The organism is Paucibacter sp. TC2R-5, from assembly GCF_025717605.1.
Taxonomy (GTDB): domain Bacteria; phylum Pseudomonadota; class Gammaproteobacteria; order Burkholderiales; family Burkholderiaceae_C; genus Paucibacter_A; species Paucibacter_A albus.
Genome location: NZ_JAJIRQ010000006.1, coordinates 263,740 through 281,533, shown reverse-complemented (window position 1 = coordinate 281,533; position 17,794 = coordinate 263,740). Strand labels below are relative to the sequence as shown.

Below are 17,794 nucleotides of genomic sequence, written 5' to 3'. Positions count from 1 at the left end.
CGCCTTTGTCTGGCGAGGATGCAGCGATGAAGATAGCTATCGACGGCGGCGTGCGTTTATTCGTGGATGTGGAAGGGCCTGAGTGGGTGCCGGACGGCCCCGCTTTGCGTCAAAAGCCGACGCTGCTTTGCTTGCACGGTGGCCCAGGTTTTGATCACAGCGCGTTCAAGCCTATCTTCAGCCGCCTGGCCGACCTGGTGCAAATCATCTATTACGACCACCGAGGACATGGCCGCAGCGATGAGCGGCCGCGCGCCGAATGGACGCTGGATACCTGGGCCGATGACGTGGTGCGCTTGTGTGACGCGTTAGGCATCGTCAAGCCTATCGTGCTGGGTCAGTCCTTCGGCGGCTTCGTGGCCCAGCATTACCTGGCTCGCCACCCCGAGCATGCGTCCAAGATCATTCTGTCCAGCACCTCACCGAATATGGTGATGGCGCGCAAGCTGGCGATGTTCGAAAAGCTCGGCGGCGCTCAGGCTCGGGATTTGGCCAACAAGTTCTGGACCGAGCCGACACCGGCTTCATGGGCGGCTTATTGGAGCGGCTGCCGCAAGCTCTATAACAGCACCGAGCCGCGCGACTCCGATGCCGGCCAGCGTACCTTGCTACGCGAGGATATCCTCTTGCACTTTGTCGGCGGTGAAAAGCAGGGCATGGACCTCTTGCCCGGCCTCGCGCGGGCGCAATGCCCGGTCTTGGTGATGGCCGGTGAGGAAGACCCAGTCTGCCCGCTTGAAGATGCACGAGACATCGCGGCGGCTTTGCCGGCGCAATGGGCGCAATTCGCCAGCTTCCCCGGCGTTGGCCACGGCGCATGGCGCGATGACCCTGAGGCCGCGTTTGCCACGCTGCGGCGCTTTATTCAGGCCTGATCAGTTGCTGACCAGAGCGCCTAGTTCGCGCTCCACCAGCGATGCGTCGCCCAGATTCATTTCGATCAGGCGGCGCAGGTGGGTGATGCTTTCGATGTCGATGCTGCGACACAGAAAGCCGGCATGCTCGCCCTCGATATGGGCCAGTTCGCCGGCCATGGCGATGACGGTTTCCTGGTCGTTCAGGCGCACCTTGAGCAAGCAGGGCAGGTTCAGTGCCAACTCGGTCGCGCCGGGCAGGTTCAGCAAGGCACCTTTAAGAGACAGGTCGAGCACCTGAGCTTTCAGGTGTTCTTGTGTGGTGATCAACTCGGCCTCGACGTCGAAGGCGACACGGGCGAAATGGCGGCGGTCGGTATTGATAGCAAGCTCCTTTTGCACCGCTTTGATGCTTGGCTTTGATGCTAGCAGATGCTCTCTGTGCTTGGCGACGAGATTAGCGCCGACAAAGACGCTGTTTCGGCGCTTCAGCCGTGGTTGGCGTAGATGGTGCTTTGATCGACCGCTTTTTGCAGGCGCAGCGGCACGATGGCGTCCAAGCCCATCGCTTCCAAGGTGTACCAAGCCGCGCGCAGATAGGCGGCGGTGGCCTCGCGGGTCTCCTCGCTCGCCTTCTCTCCCGGCTGCGCAAAGCCCAGGGCTGAAAGCCCCTCACCCCGCTTGGCGCGCGCGGTGTTGGGCTCCAGCGGCGCGGCCTTGTAGCGTTTGGCTATCTTGGCGAGCAGGGTCTGCACCTCGTCGTTGTGGGCCGATGGCCCCAGCAGACGCGCCAGATCCCCCAGCACTTGCTCGGCTGCGGCGGCCAATAGTTTGGCCGCGTGATCGCTGCCGCCGGCCAGATACAGGCCTGCGCCCAAGTCGGCGTATTCCAAGGCAATGGCCAGCTTGGATAAGTCGGCTTGTGTACTCATGTCTCAGGGATGGGATGGGGATGGCGAGTCGCCACAGAAAACTCAGCAAGTACCGCACAAAAGGCAAACACTCGCCAGCTAAGCGCCTGAGTGTAGGCGCTGCCGGGCCGCAGTCAAAGCTTGATGAGCGAGCAAAAAGCCCTGCCAATTGCAAAGGGACGCCATGGGGCGCAATAGACCTCAACAGGCCAGCCCATCAGGCCGATCCGCTGCGCAAGCAGTTGCCTCCGCCGCGCTGCGCTGCGGCCAACGCGCTTTCTGCGCGTTCCAGCAGGCGGGCAAGTTCGTCGCTTGGGCCGCGCCAGGCGCTCAAGCCCATGCTGAGGCTGGCGCCGGCACCTTGCTTGGGCCAAGCAGAGCGAACCCGCTCGCAGACCTTGCGCGCCGAAGCCAGGTCCACATCGCTCAAAACCAGCAAGAGTCCATGGCCGGCGCCACGACCTTGGTGAGCGATCAAATCTTCGGGTCGGCATTGGCGGCGCAGCAAGTCGGCGAGCTGCACTTGTAACTTGGCGCCATCGGCCCTGCCGTCTGCCTCCAGGGCGACCAGGCATAAACCGGCGTCCAGCCGCAACGGCTGGGTGGCGAACTCGCTCAGGCTTTGCAGCAGCGTGGCGCGGTCCAGCAAAGCCGCGCCCTGATCTTGCAGGCTGAACTGATGAAAGCGCCGGTAATGCTGCAGCGCCGCTTCGAAGTCCTGGGCTTGCTCGCACAGCTCGCTCAAGCGCAAATAGCAGGCGCTCAAATAGGCCGTCAGCGCCGGCGTCCGGGGCTGGGTGGCCGCTTGTGCCAGGGCCTGCTCCAAGGCGGCGCGGCTGGCGGTGGATAAATCAATATCGGCTTGCATAGCGGACGGTATTGGGGCTGCGGGTGACAAGGCGAAGGATAGCGCCCAACAAATCAAACGCAAGTCAACATCATGCGCTTTGCCGGGTCGGCAGCATGAGGCTGACGCTCAAGCCGCCGCCGCTGCGCTTGGCCAACGTGATGCGTCCGCCATGTGCTTCGGCGATCTCGCGCGCCAGGGCTAGGCCTAGGCCGGTCCCTCCGTCCTGGCTCTTACGTTTTGTTGAGTAAAAAGGCAGCAGCGCTTGCGCCAAGACCGTCTCGCTCATGCCGGGACCGCGGTCGGCCACGGTCAGCACCAGCGTTGCCTGCTCCTGGCGCAGGCTCAGGCTGACCTCATCGGCCGGCCCGCCGGCCTCATGTGCGTTCTTGATCAGATTGATCAGCGCCTGCTCGATCTGCGCGGCGTCAAAGTAACCGGCTTCAGCGGGCGGGCTGGCTTCCAGCTTGAATTGACAATGGGCACTCAGGCCGGCCAGAAAGTCTGCCCACATAACGGTCGTTGGCTGCGGCAGCGGCAGCTTGGCAAAGCTGGCATAGCCGGACAGGAATTGATGCAAATGGCTGGCGCGCCCGCCAAGGCTTTTGAACACGCCTTCTAGCCGCTCGATCTGGCCACGCCGCGCCAGCTCTGCGCCGCTGTGCGCCAGCGATGAGATGGGCGCCAGCGAGTTGTTCAGCTCATGACTCATGACCCGGATCACCCGCTTCCAGCTGGCGACTTCTTGGCGCGACAGCTCGCGCGTCATTCGTTTGATCAAGAGCAGCCGGTGGGCTTGGCCCTGTAGCAAGAGCATGCGCTGGGAGATATGAAACTGTTCCTCCTGGTCCAGCTCTTGCACGCTGACCAGCTGATCTTGCTGGCTGCGCAGCGCCTGCGCCAGGGCTGGCGGAATATGGCTCAGCAGTTCATCCAGCTCGGCGCCGGCCAAGCTGCGGCCTTGGGCCAGCAATTGGCGCGCGGCGATATTGGCATAGCTGACCTGCCCCTGCTGGGTACATAAAAGCATGGCGACGGGCGTGTTTTGCACCACGGTGTCGAGCAGCAGTTCCCGCTGCGCAAGCAGCTGGCGTTGCTCGCGCAGCGCCAGGCCTAATTCGTTATGCAGACGCAGCAATTCGGCCAGCTCGGGCGGCTGACCGCTTGAGGGTGCTGCCAGCGACATGCTGAAGTCGCCGTCCCTGTAGCTCAGCACCGAGCCTTCCAGTGCGCGCAACAGCCGTTTGAGCGGCGCCAGCACGGCGCTGCTCAAACAAAGCAAAAGCATGGCGAGGCCGCCCAACAACCCGGCCAAAATCCACATCGAGGGCCGAGCAGAAAAAGCCGCTTGAAGCAGCCCACCCAGCAGCGCCGCCGCCAGCAGCGCCAGGCTCAGCCTTGTCTGCAGACCGGGTGCGCGCATCAGCCGGCGTCCAGACCGTAACGCTCCATACGCCGGTACAGCGCCTGGCGCGACAAGCCCAGCTCCTGAGCCGCTCGGCTGACCACGCCGCCGGCCGTCGCCAAAGCCCCCAGCACCGCCTCGCGGCTGGGCTCATCCAGATTGCGCGTGGCGGCCGGCGCTGCGGCCGCGCTCGCCAGGCCCAGATGGCCGAGCTCAATCTTGCCTTCACCGGCCAGCAAGCCGGCGCGGGCCATGACGTTCTTCAACTCGCGCACATTGCCTGGCCAGGGGTGGGCCAGCAGGGCGCTGCGGGCCGCGTCAGTGATGCGCGCTCCGCTGCCCTTGCCTAGAAAAAACTCGGCCAGCGGCAAGATGTCATCACGCCTGTCGGCCAAGGCGCTCAGCCGCAGCTCGAACACATTGAGTCGGTAGTACAAGTCTTCGCGGAAAGTTCCGGCTGCCACCATCGCCTTCAGGTCGGCATTGGTGGCGCTGATCACCCTAACTTTTGATTCGCGCGTCCGGCTGGAGCCCAGGCGCTCGAAGCGGCCAGTCTCCAAGACCCGCAAGAGTTTGACCTGACCGGCGAGCGGCAGCGTGCCGATTTCGTCCAAAAACAGCGTCCCGCCATGCGCGGCTTCAAAGCGGCCTTCGCGCGCTTTGTGCGCGCCGGTGTAGGCGCCGCTGTCGGCGCCGAATAGCTCGGCCTCTATCAAGTCGGCCGGCAAAGCGCCGCAGTTCAAGGCGACAAATGGGCCTTTGCGCTGAGCCGAGTTGGCGTGCACCAGCGCCGCAACCCGTTCCTTGCCGCAGCCGTTCGGGCCGCTGACCAAGACGGGCAATTCGGTGCGCGCGACCTGCGCTGCTAGCTCCAAGGTTGACAGCATCGCCTCCGAGGCAAACACCAGCCCGTCCAAGTCGAAGCGCTGCTCCAGGGCCTCGCGGCGGCTGCGACGCTCTTGACGACTGCGCCGCAGCTCGGCCGAGGTTTCCGACAGCTCCAGGAGATTACCAATCGTGATGACCAGCTTGTTGTCATCCCAGGGCTTGGCCAGATAGTCGGACGCGCCGGCTTTGACCAATTCCACTGCCGCCTCCAGCCGCGTCCAGGCGGTCAGCAGGATCACCGGCAGGTCGGAATACTTGGCGCGAATGGCCCGAAACAGCGCCACGCCTTCGGCACCCGAAGTGGTGTCGGCCGTGAAGTTCATGTCCTGAATCACCAGATCGACCTTGCCGCCGGCCAATATGGCCAACCCTGCCTCGGGGCTGGCGGCATACAGCGGCTCAATATCGTGCAGGGACAGCAATAGCGACAAGGCCTCGCCGACGCCGGGGTTGTCGTCAATGATCAGAACGGTTTTCATCTGGCCCCGAGCATAACAATCAGGCGCCCCGCAGTGCCGCCACCGGTGGCAGTGCCGCGGCCCTGCGCGCCGGCGCCCAGACGGCCAGCTGCCCCAGACCCCAGAGTATCAAGGCGCCGATCGGTAGAAAAAACAGTGGCAGCGGCGGCAGCTCATAGCTCTTCATCAGCAGCAGACTGATGCCGTAGGCGGCGACCATGCCCAGCGCAATGCCGAGCGTCGAGAGAATGAAATTCTCGGTTTGGAAGTAGCGCAAGATCTGACCCTGGGTAGCGCCCAACGCTCGGCGAGTGCCAATCATCCGGGTGCGCTGCTGGACCCAGAAGCTGGCCAGGCCGACGATGCCAAAGGCCGTCACCACCAGCAGGGCCAGGCAGACTGCAGCCAGCAAGTTGATCATGCTGCGGTCCTGGCGGTAGTAGCGCTCACGGTAGTCTTCCAGGCGCTTGCTCTCTGACTTGATCCGGTTGGGCCCGCTCTTGTCCAGCGCCACGGCCGCCGCCTTCAGCACCTCGTCGCGGCTGCCCGGCTCGGTGCGCAGCAAGTAGGTGCCGCTGCGAAAGCTCGAACGAATCGGAAACACCATGTTGTAGCTCAGCGCCTCATCCTTGCCGCCCGGTTGGGCCGACACCAAGGTGTCGATCAAACCAACGACGCGGATCGGCTTTTCGCCAATGCCGTAGATGACTTGGCCGATCGCATCGCCTTTGGGGAACATGCGCTTGGCCATCGCCCGGTTGAGGATGACGGCAGGAATGCTAGCGTCTTCGGACTTGTCGACATCGGATTGGTTCTGGTACTCGCCGGCTTCAAAATCACGCCCGGCGACCAGGCGCAATCCGGTGGCTTTCAACCAGCCTTCGCTGGCCGCATACAGCGAGGCATCGACTCCGCTGCCATCCGACTTCGGCTGCAGACGCATGGTGCTCATTTGCATATTGTCGCCAAAGGGAAACTGGTTCAGCAGCGTGGCTTCCTTGACGCCGGGCAGGGCCCGCAGCGCCAGCAGATCGGCGCGGGTCAGTGCGTCCTCGTTCTGGATCGGACCGATGCCTCCCATACGGATTGCAACGATCTCCGAGTCGGCCAAGCCCGAGGGTTCATTGATCTTTTCAATGCGTTGCATGATCAAGAACAGCGCGTTGCAGACGATGGCGCAGGTCAAGGCGATCTGCAGCACGATCAAGAATGACGCCGTTTTGTGGCGCTTCAGCGTGGCGAGGATGGGCAGGATGTCCATATTGGTGATTCCGTCCTTCTTGAGACTTTATTGAGACTTCAATTGCAGGGCCGGCGTCACCTGGCAAGCGCGCCAGGCGGGCAGGATGCCGGCGACCAGGCTGGCGGCCAGGGCCAGGCCCAGCGTGGTGGCCAGCATCAAGGCGTCCATCTGGATCTGGGCGGCGTATTCGCTGGCGCCATTGCGCACCGCCAGCACGCCCAGCCAGGTCAGGCACAGGCCCAGCAGGCCGCCCAGCAGACCGAGACTGCCGGCCTCGACCAGGAACTGCGCAAAGATCTGCCGGCGCGGCGCGCCCAGGGCGCGGCGCACGCCGATCTCGCCCGAGCGGCGCAGCGCTTTGGCCAGTTGCAGGCCCACGGTATTGGTCAAACACACGGCCAGGAAGCCGAAGGCCAGCCAAAGCTGCAGGCCGAGGTCATCGGGCACGACTTGGCTCTGTTTGAGCCAGGCCATCACGTCCCGCATGCGCACATTGCTGGGGCGCTCGAAGCGGCCGCTGGCACGCTGTTGCTCCGAGTATTGATTCAGGTAGCTCAGGTAGTTTTTGGCCTTTTCGGGGCTGTCGAGCTGGACCCAGTATTGAATCCACGAACAAGGCGCGTTGAGGGCGCGGGCATTGCCACCGGCAGGACTGGCCCAGCAAGAGAAGTTGCCGGAGATGCCGAACCTGAGCGCCATCGCCGTGCTAAAGGGGAAGTAGATCTCGTCGATCTTGGAGAAGGGCCCGTTGGTCAGGTCGTAGTAGCGCGGCACAACGCGCCAGTCGTTCATCACGCCGACGATGGTGACGTCCTTGTCGCGCACCCGCAGCGTTTTGCCGCGGCTGTCGGCGCCGCCGAACAAGCGCTCGTTCAAGGCCTTGGAAATCACTGCCACACGCGCCTCGGCCGCATCATCGGCCGCCGTCCAGCCCTGACCGTAGAGGAAGGGCACCTCAAACATGGCGAAGAAGTCGGCCGAGGTATTGCGTGACCTGGCGATGAAGGGTTGCTGACCGGTTTGTGGCGGGGTGATCGCCATATTGCCGCCGGACATCATCACCTGCTTGTCGGCGCGCGCCTCGCGCAGCAAGGTTTCGGCGTCGAAGCGGGTTAGTTGCAGATTCGGCTCTTCGCCGGGCTTGTAGCCGTTCATTGGATTGGCATCCAATTGAATATTGAACAGCTGGCTGCTCTTGCCTGGAATCGGGTTGCCCGACAGCACATGGAACACCGTCAGCGTCGTCATGCAGGCGGCCACGCCCATGGCGATGGTGATGAGCATCAGCGCGGTCAGCCCGCGCGAGGATTTGAAGCTGCGCAGCGCCAGCTCGAAGTAATAGGTGAGCATCATGAAGATTTCCTTTCGGTATTACTTGCTTGCAGCCATTGGTTGACGCCCGCCAATTCGGATACATCGAGTGCGCCGACCGCTGCGCTGAGCAGCAGCTTGGCCAAGACGTAGCGGTGGCGCGCTTGTTCATGCGCGTTTTGCGCCGAGGCCTGGGCTTGAATGGCCAGCAAGAGGTCGGTCATATTGCGCAGGCCCAGGGCTTGGCCGGCCTTGGTGGAAGCGAGTGCCTGATTGGCGGCGGCGACGGCCAGGCGGCTGCTGTCCATCTGCGCCATCGCCGACAGCGCGGCTTGGTACTGGGCTTGGGTTTCGCGGATCAGTGCTCGGCGGGTGGACTCTTGATCGCTTTGCGCCGCGTCGCGCCTGTAGCCGGCCTGGCGCACCTGGGACTGGGTCGCCCCGCCTGCAAACAGCGGGATGCTCAGCTTCAGACCAATGGTGTTGACCGTGCGAGCACTGGCCGAATCATTGAGGCTGCGGCGATCGCTGTCCAGGCCCAGGCTGAGCGTGGGCAGATGGCCGGCGCGGGCCGCTTCGATGCGGCGCTCGCTGGCGCGAAGGTCCAAACCACTGGCCTTCAATTGGGGGTTGCCGCTCAAGGCGCGCTCTACCCAGGCCTGCGGATCTTGCGGCTGTGGCGCCAACGCCGGCAAATCTTGCGCCAAGGCGGCCAAGTCGCCGGCCGGGCTGCCGGTAATCTCCGTCAAGGCCTGCTTGGCATCGGCCAGCGCTTGCTCGGACTGGAAAATATTGCCGCGCACCAGCTCGTGGAAGGTGCGCGCCTGGTCCACATCAACCTGGGCCGACAAGCCAGCCTCAAAGCGGCTCTGCGCCTGCTTGACTTGCTCGGCAAAGGCCGCCTCATTGGCCTGCGCGGTGTTCAGCCCGGCCTGGGCGATCAGCACGCCGAAATAGGCGTTAGCGACCCGTGCACAAAGGTCTTGCTGCGCTGCGCGCAAGCGCTCGTCCTGGGCCGACAGCAATGTGTTTTCGGCTTCCAGGCTGCGCCATTGACCTATGTCCAGCAGGCTTTGGCTGATGCGGCTGTTGACGAGCGTGCTGTCGGTGGTGCCGGGTTTGCTGTGATTTTGATCGACGCCGGCGCTCCACTGCGGCAGCAGCGCGGCGCGCGCCTGGGTGGCGGCTTCTTGCTGCACGCCGCGTTTGGCGCTGGCGCCGGCCAAGACCGGGTCGGCCGCCAGCGCTTGCGCGTAAATGCTCAACAGGTCGTCGGCCCGCGCCAGCGTTGGGAAGACCAACACAGGCCACGCCAGTGCCGTCAACAGGATTAGACGTTGCAGCTTCATCGTCATCAGCCCAGCTGTGGCGACTCGGCCTTGAACAGCGCCGGGTCCATGCGCAGCTCCGCGGCGATGTCGACCACCTGGCCGTCGATCACATGCACATTGCGCTGGGCGCGCGCGGCCAGCTGCGGGTCATGCGTGACCATCACGATGGTGGCGCCTTCGCGGTGCAGCTCCTCCAGCAGCTCCATCACGCTGCGCGCCATCTGGCTGTCGAGGTTACCGGTCGGCTCGTCGGCCAGCAGCAGACGCGGCTCGCCGGCCAAGGCGCGGGCGATCGCCACGCGCTGCTGCTGACCGCCGGACAATTCGGCCGGATAGTGCTTGGCGCGGGCCGACAGGCCGACGCGGGCGAGCGCATCCGAGGCGCGCTTCTTGCGCTCGGCCGCGCCCATGCCGCGGTAGCGCAGCGGCACTTCGATATTGTCGAGCACGTTCAAATCACCGATCAGATTGAAGGCCTGGAAGACGAAGCCGATCTTCTGGTTGCGGATCTTCGAGCGCGCGTCGTCGTTCATGCGGCTGACGTCAACGCCGTCCAACTCATAGCTGCCGCCACTGAAGGCTTCCAGCAGGCCGGCGATGGTCAAAAAGGTCGTCTTGCCGGAACCGGATGGGCCGGTGACGGCGACGAACTCGCCTTGCTTGACCTCCAGATTGAAGTCGCGCAGCGCATAGGTCTCGACCATCTCGGTGCGGTAGACCTTGGCGAGTGATTTCATTTTCAACATGGGGTTGACTCCTGAGTAATTGAAGAGTTAGCTGCTTAACGGCTGATGTTGACGCGCTGCGCGTCCTTGAAGTTGTCTGCGCCCGAGATCACGACCTGATCGCCGGCCTTCAGGCCTTCCAGCACCTCGACCTTGGCGAGGCTTTGCACGCCGAGCTTGATCGCGCGTTTCTCCGCATGATCGCCTTGCAGCACGTAGGCAAAGTGGCCGCCGCCTTCTTCGACAAAGCTGCCACGCGACAGCGTCAAGACCTTGTCGCGGTGGTCGAGCAACATGCGCACCGACAGGCGCTGGTTCTGGCGCAACTGCTCGGGCTGTTGGCCTGCGAAGCGCAGCCGCGCCGCCACCTCACCGTTCACGACTTCGGGCGAGACCGAACTGAGCAAGCCCTGCCACTTCTGATCTGCGCCACCGCTGATTTCGCCGGCCATCTTAGGAGTTAGTTCGCGCGCCAGGCTCTCGGCCACCTGGATCTGCACCTCCAGCGCAGACAGATCGATGACCGACAGCAGCTTGGCGTCCTTGGCCACACTGGCCCGGTCGATGACAAAAAGCTGGCCCACCTGGCCGTCCACAGGCGAGCGCAGATTCAGCTCCTCGACCTGGCGCTCGACATCCTTGACCATCAGCGCCTGGCGCTCGAAGGCCTGGCGCTTGGCCTGCAGCTCGAACTTGAGCGCGTCATCTTTCAGACCCAGCAGCTCCTGTGCTTGCTTCAAGGCGACTTGCGCCTTGGCCAGCGTGTCACGCGCTTGATCGACTTGGGCCGCAGCGGTGGCGCCGGCCTGGAAGGCCTGGGTCTGGCGCGCCAGCTCGTTCTGAGCGGTCTTGAAGCTGATCTGGGCGGTCTCCAGCTGGCTTTGCGCCTGCGCGCGCTGCTGGCGCGAGTCGGCTTGCGCGCGCAGCCATTCGCTTTGTAATGCATCGGCATTGGCACGTTCCTGGCCCAAGCGCGCCGTCAGCTCCGGGCTGGCGATCTTCAGCAAGACCTGACCCCGTTTGACTTGGTCGCCGGCTTGCACGCTCAAGCTGACGCTGCCCGGGTTGCCGGCAAACAGGGTCGGGCTGTTGGCGGCGACGACGCGGCCTTCGGCGGCGATGTCGCGGGTCAGCGGCCCAATATCAACGGTGGCGAGTGACAGCCTGGCGAGGCCGACCGAGGCGCCGCCGCCGAACTGGCCCAGCAATTTTGGGCCGGCGTAGGCGGCGAGTACCAAGGCAGCCAGGGCCGCGCCGGCCAGCGCGAAGCGACGGCGGTTTTTGGTGGGGGGCAAGATTTGGTCCTGCGCAGAGGTGTCTCGAATCATGGGGTGCTTGTGTTGGGTGGCCTGCTTGGTCTATTCAACGCAAGCGGCGTGCCAGGTCTTGCCATTTGCCGGGCGTCAGTCAAATCAAGGGCTTAGGACGGTTTGGCCGGGTCGGGGACTGTCCGCGGACAGTATTCGGACAGAATGTGCGGACAAGGCGACCGGACAATGCCTTCACAAAGCTGGAACCTAGCGATGACCTTGACCGAGTTACAGATACGCCGGGCCTTGCCCGAAGACCGCTTGCCGCTGTTTCGAATGCTGGAGCTGTACCAGCATGATTTGTCCGATATCTGGGACCAGGACTTGGACAGCCATGGCGAATACGGCTACGAGCTTGATCAGTATTGGCGCGACCGCAGCCACCATGCGTTTGTGACTCTCGTCAATGGCCGCTACGCAGGGTTTGCGCTGGTCAATCCTGCGCTCAAAGTGGGTGAGCCCGGCGCCTCGGCGCATTGGATGGCGCAGTTCTTCGTGCTGAAAAAATACCGCCGCACCGGCTTGGGCGCCGAGTTGGCCCGCGCGGTGTTCAGCGCGCTGCCCGGCCAGTGGGAGGTCGGTCAGATGAGGGATAACTTGGCGGCACAAGCATTTTGGCGCCGCGTCATTGCCGGCTACACGGGCGGCGCTTTCACCGAGCATGTGTTGAGCGAGGGCTGGTGGCAGGGGCTGGTGCAATGCTTTGTCAGCGCTCCGGCTCTTGTTGCGGCCTCGCCAACAGATCAAATTCGATAAGCAACTCGTCTTGTACCGACAGCAAGCCGCCGGCGACCGAGAACGGCGTCAAGCCAAAGTCACTCTGGCGCAGCACCATGGCGCCGCGCGCATGGACGGTGGCGCTCTCCATGGTCGCGTGCAAGGCCAGCCATTGCTGCTGGCGCCGGCCATGCAACTCGATTTCGACCAAGGTGGCCAATTTGGGCAAGGCGCCGGCCAGGCGCAGCGAACGCAGGCGCAGCAGCGGGAAAGCGCCGGCCTGCAAGCCCGACTCGCCCAGCATATTGGCGCGCGTGGCGGCAACCATTTCCGGCGCCAAGGTCGAGGCCCAGGCCGCACCCAAGGCCGCGCGGGCCGCCGGCGCGTCGAGCTGCAACTCGTCGAGGCGCAAGGCCAGCTCGAACCCGGCTGCGGCCAATTCCGGCTCCCCCTGGGGCAGGCGCAGCTTGCCCATCAGCTTGGGCGCGTTCAGCACATGGTTGTGACCGAGTTTGGCGGCGCGGCCGGCGCGGAATACATGGACGCTGAGCGTAGAGGCGGCGGCGTCAATCTGCCACAGCGCCTGCTGCTGGGCGGCGGCGCTTTGGCGCAAGTCGCCAAAGTCCGCGGCCCAGTCGCTCGCCTGAGCTGTTGCTGGCGCGATCCGCGGCGCGGCAGCACAGCCAATCAAAAGCCAGACGCCAAGAATCGCCGGCCAAACCCTTGAAAATTGTCTGAATATTGGGGTCGGGTTCATTTTGTTGGCCAAATTGCCGCAGAATTTGACTTGATTTTGACAGCCAAGCCGCTCCGTGCTGAATTAGTATGGTTGGCAGGCTCCAAGCCTTGATTAGGGAGACTTTTATGGCTGCAAGCCCGTTCCGCTCAGCGCTCGATTTGATGGCGCAATACGCCAGCTACCACCGCGATCGCCGCAATATCGCCACCCATTTCGTCGGCATTCCACTGATCGTTTTCGCCATCGGTGTGCTGCTGGCGCGGGCCGAACTCAGCTTTGGCGGCGTGCAGCTGACCGCCGCTTGGCTGCTCTGGGGCGCCAGCACGGCTTGGTATTTGACGCGCGGCAATCTGGTCTTGGGCTTGGCCGTTAGTGCCGTCAATGGCGTGTTGATGGCCTTGGCGGAGCCGCTGGCTGCCGGCAGCCTGGGCAATTGGTTGAGCTGGGGTGTTGGCGCCTTTGTCGTCGGCTGGGTGGTCCAGTTCCTCGGTCACTATTACGAAGGCAAGAAGCCGGCCTTTGTTGATGATCTGGTGGGGCTGCTGGTCGGCCCGATGTTCGTGGTCGCCGAGGCGATGTTTGCACTCGGCTGGGGGCATGACTTGCTAGGCGAAATTGAACGCCGCGTCGGCCCAACCCATCTGCGCGATTTGGCCCATCCGCTCGCATGAGCGGATTGAGGGTCGCGCTCGCATGAGCGGATTGATAGTCCTTCTCGCATGAGCGGGGGGCGGGCCCCAGCGGCCGCAGCAATTTCCGTCTTGATCATGGGCGCCGGCTCGATCGGCTGCTATCTTGGCGGGCTCTTGGCTGCGGCCGGGCTGCGGGTCGACTTTGTTGGGCGGCCCCGTGTCCTGGCTGATTTGCGTGCGCAGGGTTTGACCGTTAGCGATCTGGGCGATGGCCGCCATCATTTGCCCGCTGCCGAGCTGCATTTGCATGACAGCCTGCCGTCCGGGCTCAGCCCCGCGATCACCTTGTTATGCGTGAAGAGTGGCGCCACCGCCGAGGCCGCTGCGCAACTTCAGGCGGGGTTGCCGGCCGGCAGTTTGGTCGTTTCAATGCAGAACGGCGTCGGCAATACAGAGCGCGCGCGCACCGTCGCGCCGGCGCTTGATTGGCGAGCCGGTATGACACCCTTCAATGTGGCCGAGCTGGCGCCCGGGCATTTCCACCGCGGCACCATGGGCGCGCTGGCGATGCAGGGCTCGCCCGATGAGTCGGGCTTGCTGGCCTTGCAAGCTGCATTCAAGTGCCAGTGCGTGGACTTGCGCCTGCACGCCGACCTGCGCGCGGTGCAGTGGGGCAAGCTCCTCATCAATCTTAACAATCCGGTCAATGCGCTGTCCGGCGTGCCGCTGCGTGCCCAGCTCTTGCAGCGTGGCTATCGGCGCTGTTTTGCGGCGCTGCAAAGCGAGGCTTTGGATGTGTTGGAGCAAGCCGGTATCGAGGTCGCCGCGATGACGCCGCTGCCGCCGCGCCGCCTCATCACGATGCTGCGCCTGCCTACGCCGCTGTTTCGTTTGCTGGCGGCGCGCATGCTCAAGATCGACGCCAAGGCCCGCTCCAGCATGGCTGACGACCTCGCCTTGGGTCGTCCGACCGAGATCGACGCCCTATGCGGCGAGGTCGTTCGGTTCGCCGCCGGGCAGGGCGGCCAAGCGCCCTTGAACGCCCGCATGCAGGCGCTGGTGCAGGCTTGGGCACAAGATCAGCAGGGTTGTTACAGCCCAGAACAGCTGCAAATAGCACTCGGTTTGCGAGCCGTTTGAGTTTTTTCTATCGGTGAATTTTTCAGTCCTTGCGCCGCAGCAGGATTTCGCTTTGGCCGAGTCTCTATCGAATTCTGGCCAAGAGTGATCGCTCACAATTGATGATTTTTGCCGAGCGGTTTGGCTCGAAATTTGGGCTGCAGCGGCCCGGCTCATGATCGGCATCAAGCCCCGCTCGCTAAGATGCCTGCAACATCGCGCACCGAATTTGATCCCGCCGTCCCGGAGACTTTGCATGACCTCGCCCACCCCCACTCAAAACACCAGCAACGCTGCCCAAGGCGACATCTTCGGCTCAGCGCCGGCCTTGCCGGCCTTCCGCGTTGCAGTCGCTCCTGCTGCTGCGCTGCCGGCCCAAGAGATCAGCGCCGAAGTGCTGTTGGAGAAATACGCCAAGGGCGACGAGCAGACGTTGGACGAGTTGCGCCAACGCGTGGCGCGCGCTTTGGCGCAGGCCGAGGCGCCCGAGGCGCGGGCCGAGTGGGAAGCGCGCTTTCTGGACGCGCAGCGGCGCGGCTTTGTGCCCGCCGGGCGCATCAATTCGGCCGCTGGCACCGAGCTGTCTGCCACCTTGATCAACTGCTTTGTGCAGCCGGTTGGCGACTCGATCGCGTCCAGCGAAGACGGCCACCCCGGCATCTACACGGCGCTCACCGAAGCGGCCGAGACCATGCGCCGTGGCGGCGGCGTGGGCTACGACTTTTCGCGTATTCGTCCTCATGGCGCCTGGGTCGGCTCGACCCAGAGCAGCGCTTCTGGCCCGGTCAGCTATATGCGCGTGTTCGACCGCAGCTGCGAGACGGTCGAGAGCGCAGGCAGCCGTCGTGGCGCGCAGATGGGCGTCTTGCGCTGCGACCACCCGGACGTCGAAGAGTTCATCCGCGCCAAGGACAAGGGTGACCTGAAGAACTTCAATATCTCGGTCGGCGTCACCGATCAGTTCATGCAGGCGGTTGAAGCTGACGGCGAGATTGAGCTGACCCACAAGGCCGAGCCGGGCCAGAAACAGCGCGAAGCCGGCGCCTATCAGCGCGCCGATGGGCAATGGGTCTATCGCAAGCTCAAGGCGCGCGCGCTGTGGGACGAGGTGATGCGCAGCACCTATGACCACGCCGAGCCCGGCGTGCTGTTCCTGGACCGCATCAATGTCGACAACAACCTGCATTACTGCGAGTCGATCGCGGCAACCAATCCCTGCGCCGAGCAGCCGCTGCCGCCTTATGGCTGCTGTTGCCTGGGTTCGGTCAATCTGACTTGCTTTGTGCGTGACCCGTTCGGCCCGAATGCCAGCTTCGATGAAGAGGGCTATGCCGAGGTTTGCCGGGTTGCCACCCGCATGCTCGACAACGTCCTGGATGTGACGCCCTGGCCGCTGCCGGCGCAGCAGCAAGAAGCGCGCAACAAGCGCCGCGTCGGCCTGGGCTTCACCGGCCTGGGTGACACCTTGGTGATGTTGAACCAGCGTTACGACACCGAGGCCGCACGCGATGTGGCGCGCCGTTTGAGCGAAGTGATGCGTAATGCCGCCTATGAGGCCTCGGCCGATCTGGCCGTTGAGCGCGGCGCCTTTCCGCTCTTCAATGCCGATCTGTATCTGTCCGGCGGCAACTTTGCGTCGCGGCTGCCGAATGGCTTGAAGGACAAGATCCGCACGCAAGGCCTGCGCAACTCGCACCTGCTGTCGATCGCCCCGACCGGCACCATCAGCCTGGCCTTTGCTGACAACGCCTCCAACGGCATCGAGCCGGCCTTCAGCTGGAGCTATACGCGCAAGAAGCGCATGGCCGATGGCTCGTTCAAGGAATACGCGGTCGAGGACCATGCTTGGCGCTTGTACCGTCATATGTTTGGCAAAGACGCGCAGCTGACAGACGCGTTTGTGACCGCGCTGGAGCTGAGCGCGGCCGACCATGCGGCCATGGTGGCGGCGGTGGCACCCTTTGTAGACACCTCGATCTCCAAGACCGTCAATGTGCCGGCCGACTACCCCTATGCCGACTTCCAGGATCTGTACACCGATGCCTGGAAAGCGGGTCTGAAGGGCCTGGCCACCTACCGGCCTAACAGCATTCTGGGCTCGGTCTTGAGCGTCGAGCCGAGCGCCGTCAAGGAGCCTGAAGCCTTGAAACCGGTGTTGGCCGATGGCAGCAATCAGCGCATGTTGGTGTCGCGCCTGCCGAACGCTGTCTTGGCCTCGCTGCGTTGGCCGAGCCGGCCCGAGTTGCCCGGCGGCAACCCGGCCTGGAGCTACATGATCCGCCACCCGCATGGCGACTTTGCGCTCTTCGTCGGCGAGCTACCGGCCGAAGGCCCTGACGCCGGTCTGTTCGGCAAGAATCTGCCGTTTGAGGTTTGGGTCAACGGCGCCGAGCAGCCGCGCGGCTTGGCGGCGGTGGCCAAGACCTTGTCTATGGACCTGCGCACCAATGACGCGGCCTGGTTGCGCCTGAAGCTGGATGCGCTGGCGACGGTGGCCGAGGAGCGGGCGTTTGAGATGCCGATCCCGCCGAGCGGCGAGTCGCGCCTCTTCCCCGGTGTGGTGGCGGCGACGGCCGCGGTGATACGCTGGCGCTGCGAGCAGTTGGGAGCTTTGCAAGACGGCGGCGCCACGCCGGTGATCGACGCGATGTTCAGCCGTGAAGAACCACGCACCAGCACCATGGGTACGCTGGCCTGGGCGGTGGACGTGGACAATCCTGCCACTAACGAACAATTCACGCTGACGCTGAAAGAGGTCAGCCTGCCAACGCCGGAAGGTGGCTTCGTCACTCGGCCTTGTGCGATGGGCTTCTCGGGCAATTATCCGAAGGCACTGGACGGCATGGCACGACTGCTGAGCCTGGACATGCGGGTGATGGACCCGGCCTGGATAGGCATGAAGCTGCGTAAGCTGCTGAACGTGGGCGAGCCCTTGGGCCACTTCATGGCGCCGGTGCCGACGCTGACCGGCGAGCGCCGCCAGCAGATCTGGCCCTCGACGGTGGCCTATGTGGCGCGCCTGATCATCCATCGCTATGCGATGTTAGGTGTGTTGGATGAGCAGGGCCTGCCCTTGGTCGAGATGGGGCTGTTGCAGGCGCCGATTGCCAAGGCGCATGTGGGCGAGAAGGTCCAGGCGATGGCCGGCAAGCCCTGCCCGGAGTGTGGCAACAGCACGATGATTCACAAGGACGGTTGTGATTTCTGCACCGCCTGTGGGTATGTGGGGCAGTGTGGGTGAGGGAGTAGGGCGCGAGGCTTGATGCTCACCGAGGGAGAGCAGATTGACTGACAAACGGCCCTG

The 17,794-nt window shown here is 64.0% G+C and carries 16 protein-coding genes; 5 read left to right on the top strand and 11 right to left on the bottom strand.

Annotated elements, in window-relative coordinates:
- Window positions 1-26: 26 nt before the first annotated feature.
- Complete coding sequence (locus LNV08_RS15940; protein WP_263534707.1) at window positions 27-875, top strand: alpha/beta fold hydrolase; 849 nt, start codon at window positions 27-29, stop codon at window positions 873-875.
- Here LNV08_RS15940 and LNV08_RS15935 read toward each other — a convergent pair whose 3' ends face one another.
- The 10 genes from LNV08_RS15935 to LNV08_RS15890 form a co-directional block, all read right to left on the bottom strand.
- Window positions 876-1,256: a PilZ domain-containing protein gene (locus tag LNV08_RS15935; RefSeq protein ID WP_263534706.1), complete on the bottom strand. Its 381-nt coding sequence runs from the start codon at window positions 1,254-1,256 to the stop codon at window positions 876-878.
- Between the two features lie 86 nt (window positions 1,257-1,342).
- Window positions 1,343-1,786 carry a hypothetical protein gene (locus LNV08_RS15930; protein WP_263534705.1) on the bottom strand — a complete coding sequence of 148 codons (444 nt, stop codon included), beginning with the start codon at window positions 1,784-1,786 and terminating at the stop codon, window positions 1,343-1,345.
- 196 nt (window positions 1,787-1,982) lie between these two features.
- Window positions 1,983-2,633 carry a GGDEF domain-containing protein gene (locus LNV08_RS15925; protein ID WP_263534704.1) on the bottom strand — a complete coding sequence of 217 codons (651 nt, stop codon included), beginning with the start codon at window positions 2,631-2,633 and terminating at the stop codon, window positions 1,983-1,985.
- Window positions 2,634-2,703: 70 nt separating this feature from the next.
- Window positions 2,704-4,035, bottom strand: coding sequence for a sensor histidine kinase (locus LNV08_RS15920; protein WP_263534703.1), 1,332 nt, complete (start codon window positions 4,033-4,035; stop codon window positions 2,704-2,706).
- Complete coding sequence (locus LNV08_RS15915; protein WP_263534702.1) at window positions 4,035-5,384, bottom strand: sigma-54-dependent transcriptional regulator; 1,350 nt, start codon at window positions 5,382-5,384, stop codon at window positions 4,035-4,037. Before LNV08_RS15915 ends, LNV08_RS15920 begins: the two co-directional genes overlap by 1 nt.
- 19 nt (window positions 5,385-5,403) lie before the next feature.
- Entirely contained in the window at window positions 5,404-6,624 is a 1,221-nt protein-coding gene (locus LNV08_RS15910) for an ABC transporter permease (protein WP_263534701.1), read from the bottom strand.
- 27 nt (window positions 6,625-6,651) lie between these two features.
- Entirely contained in the window at window positions 6,652-7,959 is a 1,308-nt protein-coding gene (locus LNV08_RS15905) for an ABC transporter permease (protein WP_263534700.1), read from the bottom strand.
- A complete protein-coding gene (locus LNV08_RS15900; RefSeq protein WP_263534699.1) occupies window positions 7,956-9,266 on the bottom strand; it encodes a TolC family outer membrane protein in 1,311 nt (436 codons plus the stop codon). Before LNV08_RS15900 ends, LNV08_RS15905 begins: the two co-directional genes overlap by 4 nt.
- Window positions 9,267-9,271: 5 nt before the next feature.
- Entirely contained in the window at window positions 9,272-9,994 is a 723-nt protein-coding gene (locus tag LNV08_RS15895; RefSeq protein WP_263534698.1) for an ABC transporter ATP-binding protein, read from the bottom strand.
- Between the two features lie 35 nt (window positions 9,995-10,029).
- Window positions 10,030-11,268 carry an efflux RND transporter periplasmic adaptor subunit gene (locus tag LNV08_RS15890; RefSeq protein WP_263534697.1) on the bottom strand — a complete coding sequence of 413 codons (1,239 nt, stop codon included), beginning with the start codon at window positions 11,266-11,268 and terminating at the stop codon, window positions 10,030-10,032.
- 201 nt (window positions 11,269-11,469) lie between these two features.
- Here LNV08_RS15890 and LNV08_RS15885 point away from each other — a divergent pair, with 201 nt between their 5' ends.
- A complete protein-coding gene (locus tag LNV08_RS15885; protein ID WP_263534696.1) occupies window positions 11,470-12,039 on the top strand; it encodes a GNAT family N-acetyltransferase in 570 nt (189 codons plus the stop codon).
- On the opposite strand, the gene LNV08_RS15880 is transcribed toward LNV08_RS15885, so the two are convergent.
- Window positions 11,990-12,613: a hypothetical protein gene (locus tag LNV08_RS15880; RefSeq protein WP_263534695.1), complete on the bottom strand. Its 624-nt coding sequence runs from the start codon at window positions 12,611-12,613 to the stop codon at window positions 11,990-11,992. The two genes, LNV08_RS15885 and LNV08_RS15880, sit on opposite strands and share 50 nt — an antisense overlap.
- A gap of 251 nt (window positions 12,614-12,864) precedes the next feature.
- Between LNV08_RS15880 and LNV08_RS15875 the strand changes: the two genes are divergently transcribed.
- From LNV08_RS15875 to LNV08_RS15865, 3 genes are all read left to right on the top strand, one after another.
- Window positions 12,865-13,410 (top strand): DUF962 domain-containing protein, encoded by a 546-nt coding sequence (locus tag LNV08_RS15875; RefSeq protein WP_263534694.1) that lies wholly within the window; start codon window positions 12,865-12,867, stop codon window positions 13,408-13,410.
- 48 nt (window positions 13,411-13,458) lie between these two features.
- Window positions 13,459-14,511, top strand: a complete 1,053-nt coding sequence (locus tag LNV08_RS15870; protein ID WP_263534693.1) for a 2-dehydropantoate 2-reductase — start codon at window positions 13,459-13,461, stop codon at window positions 14,509-14,511.
- 235 nt (window positions 14,512-14,746) lie between these two features.
- Window positions 14,747-17,731 (top strand): adenosylcobalamin-dependent ribonucleoside-diphosphate reductase, encoded by a 2,985-nt coding sequence (locus LNV08_RS15865; protein ID WP_263534692.1) that lies wholly within the window; start codon window positions 14,747-14,749, stop codon window positions 17,729-17,731.
- Window positions 17,732-17,794 lie beyond the last annotated feature (63 nt).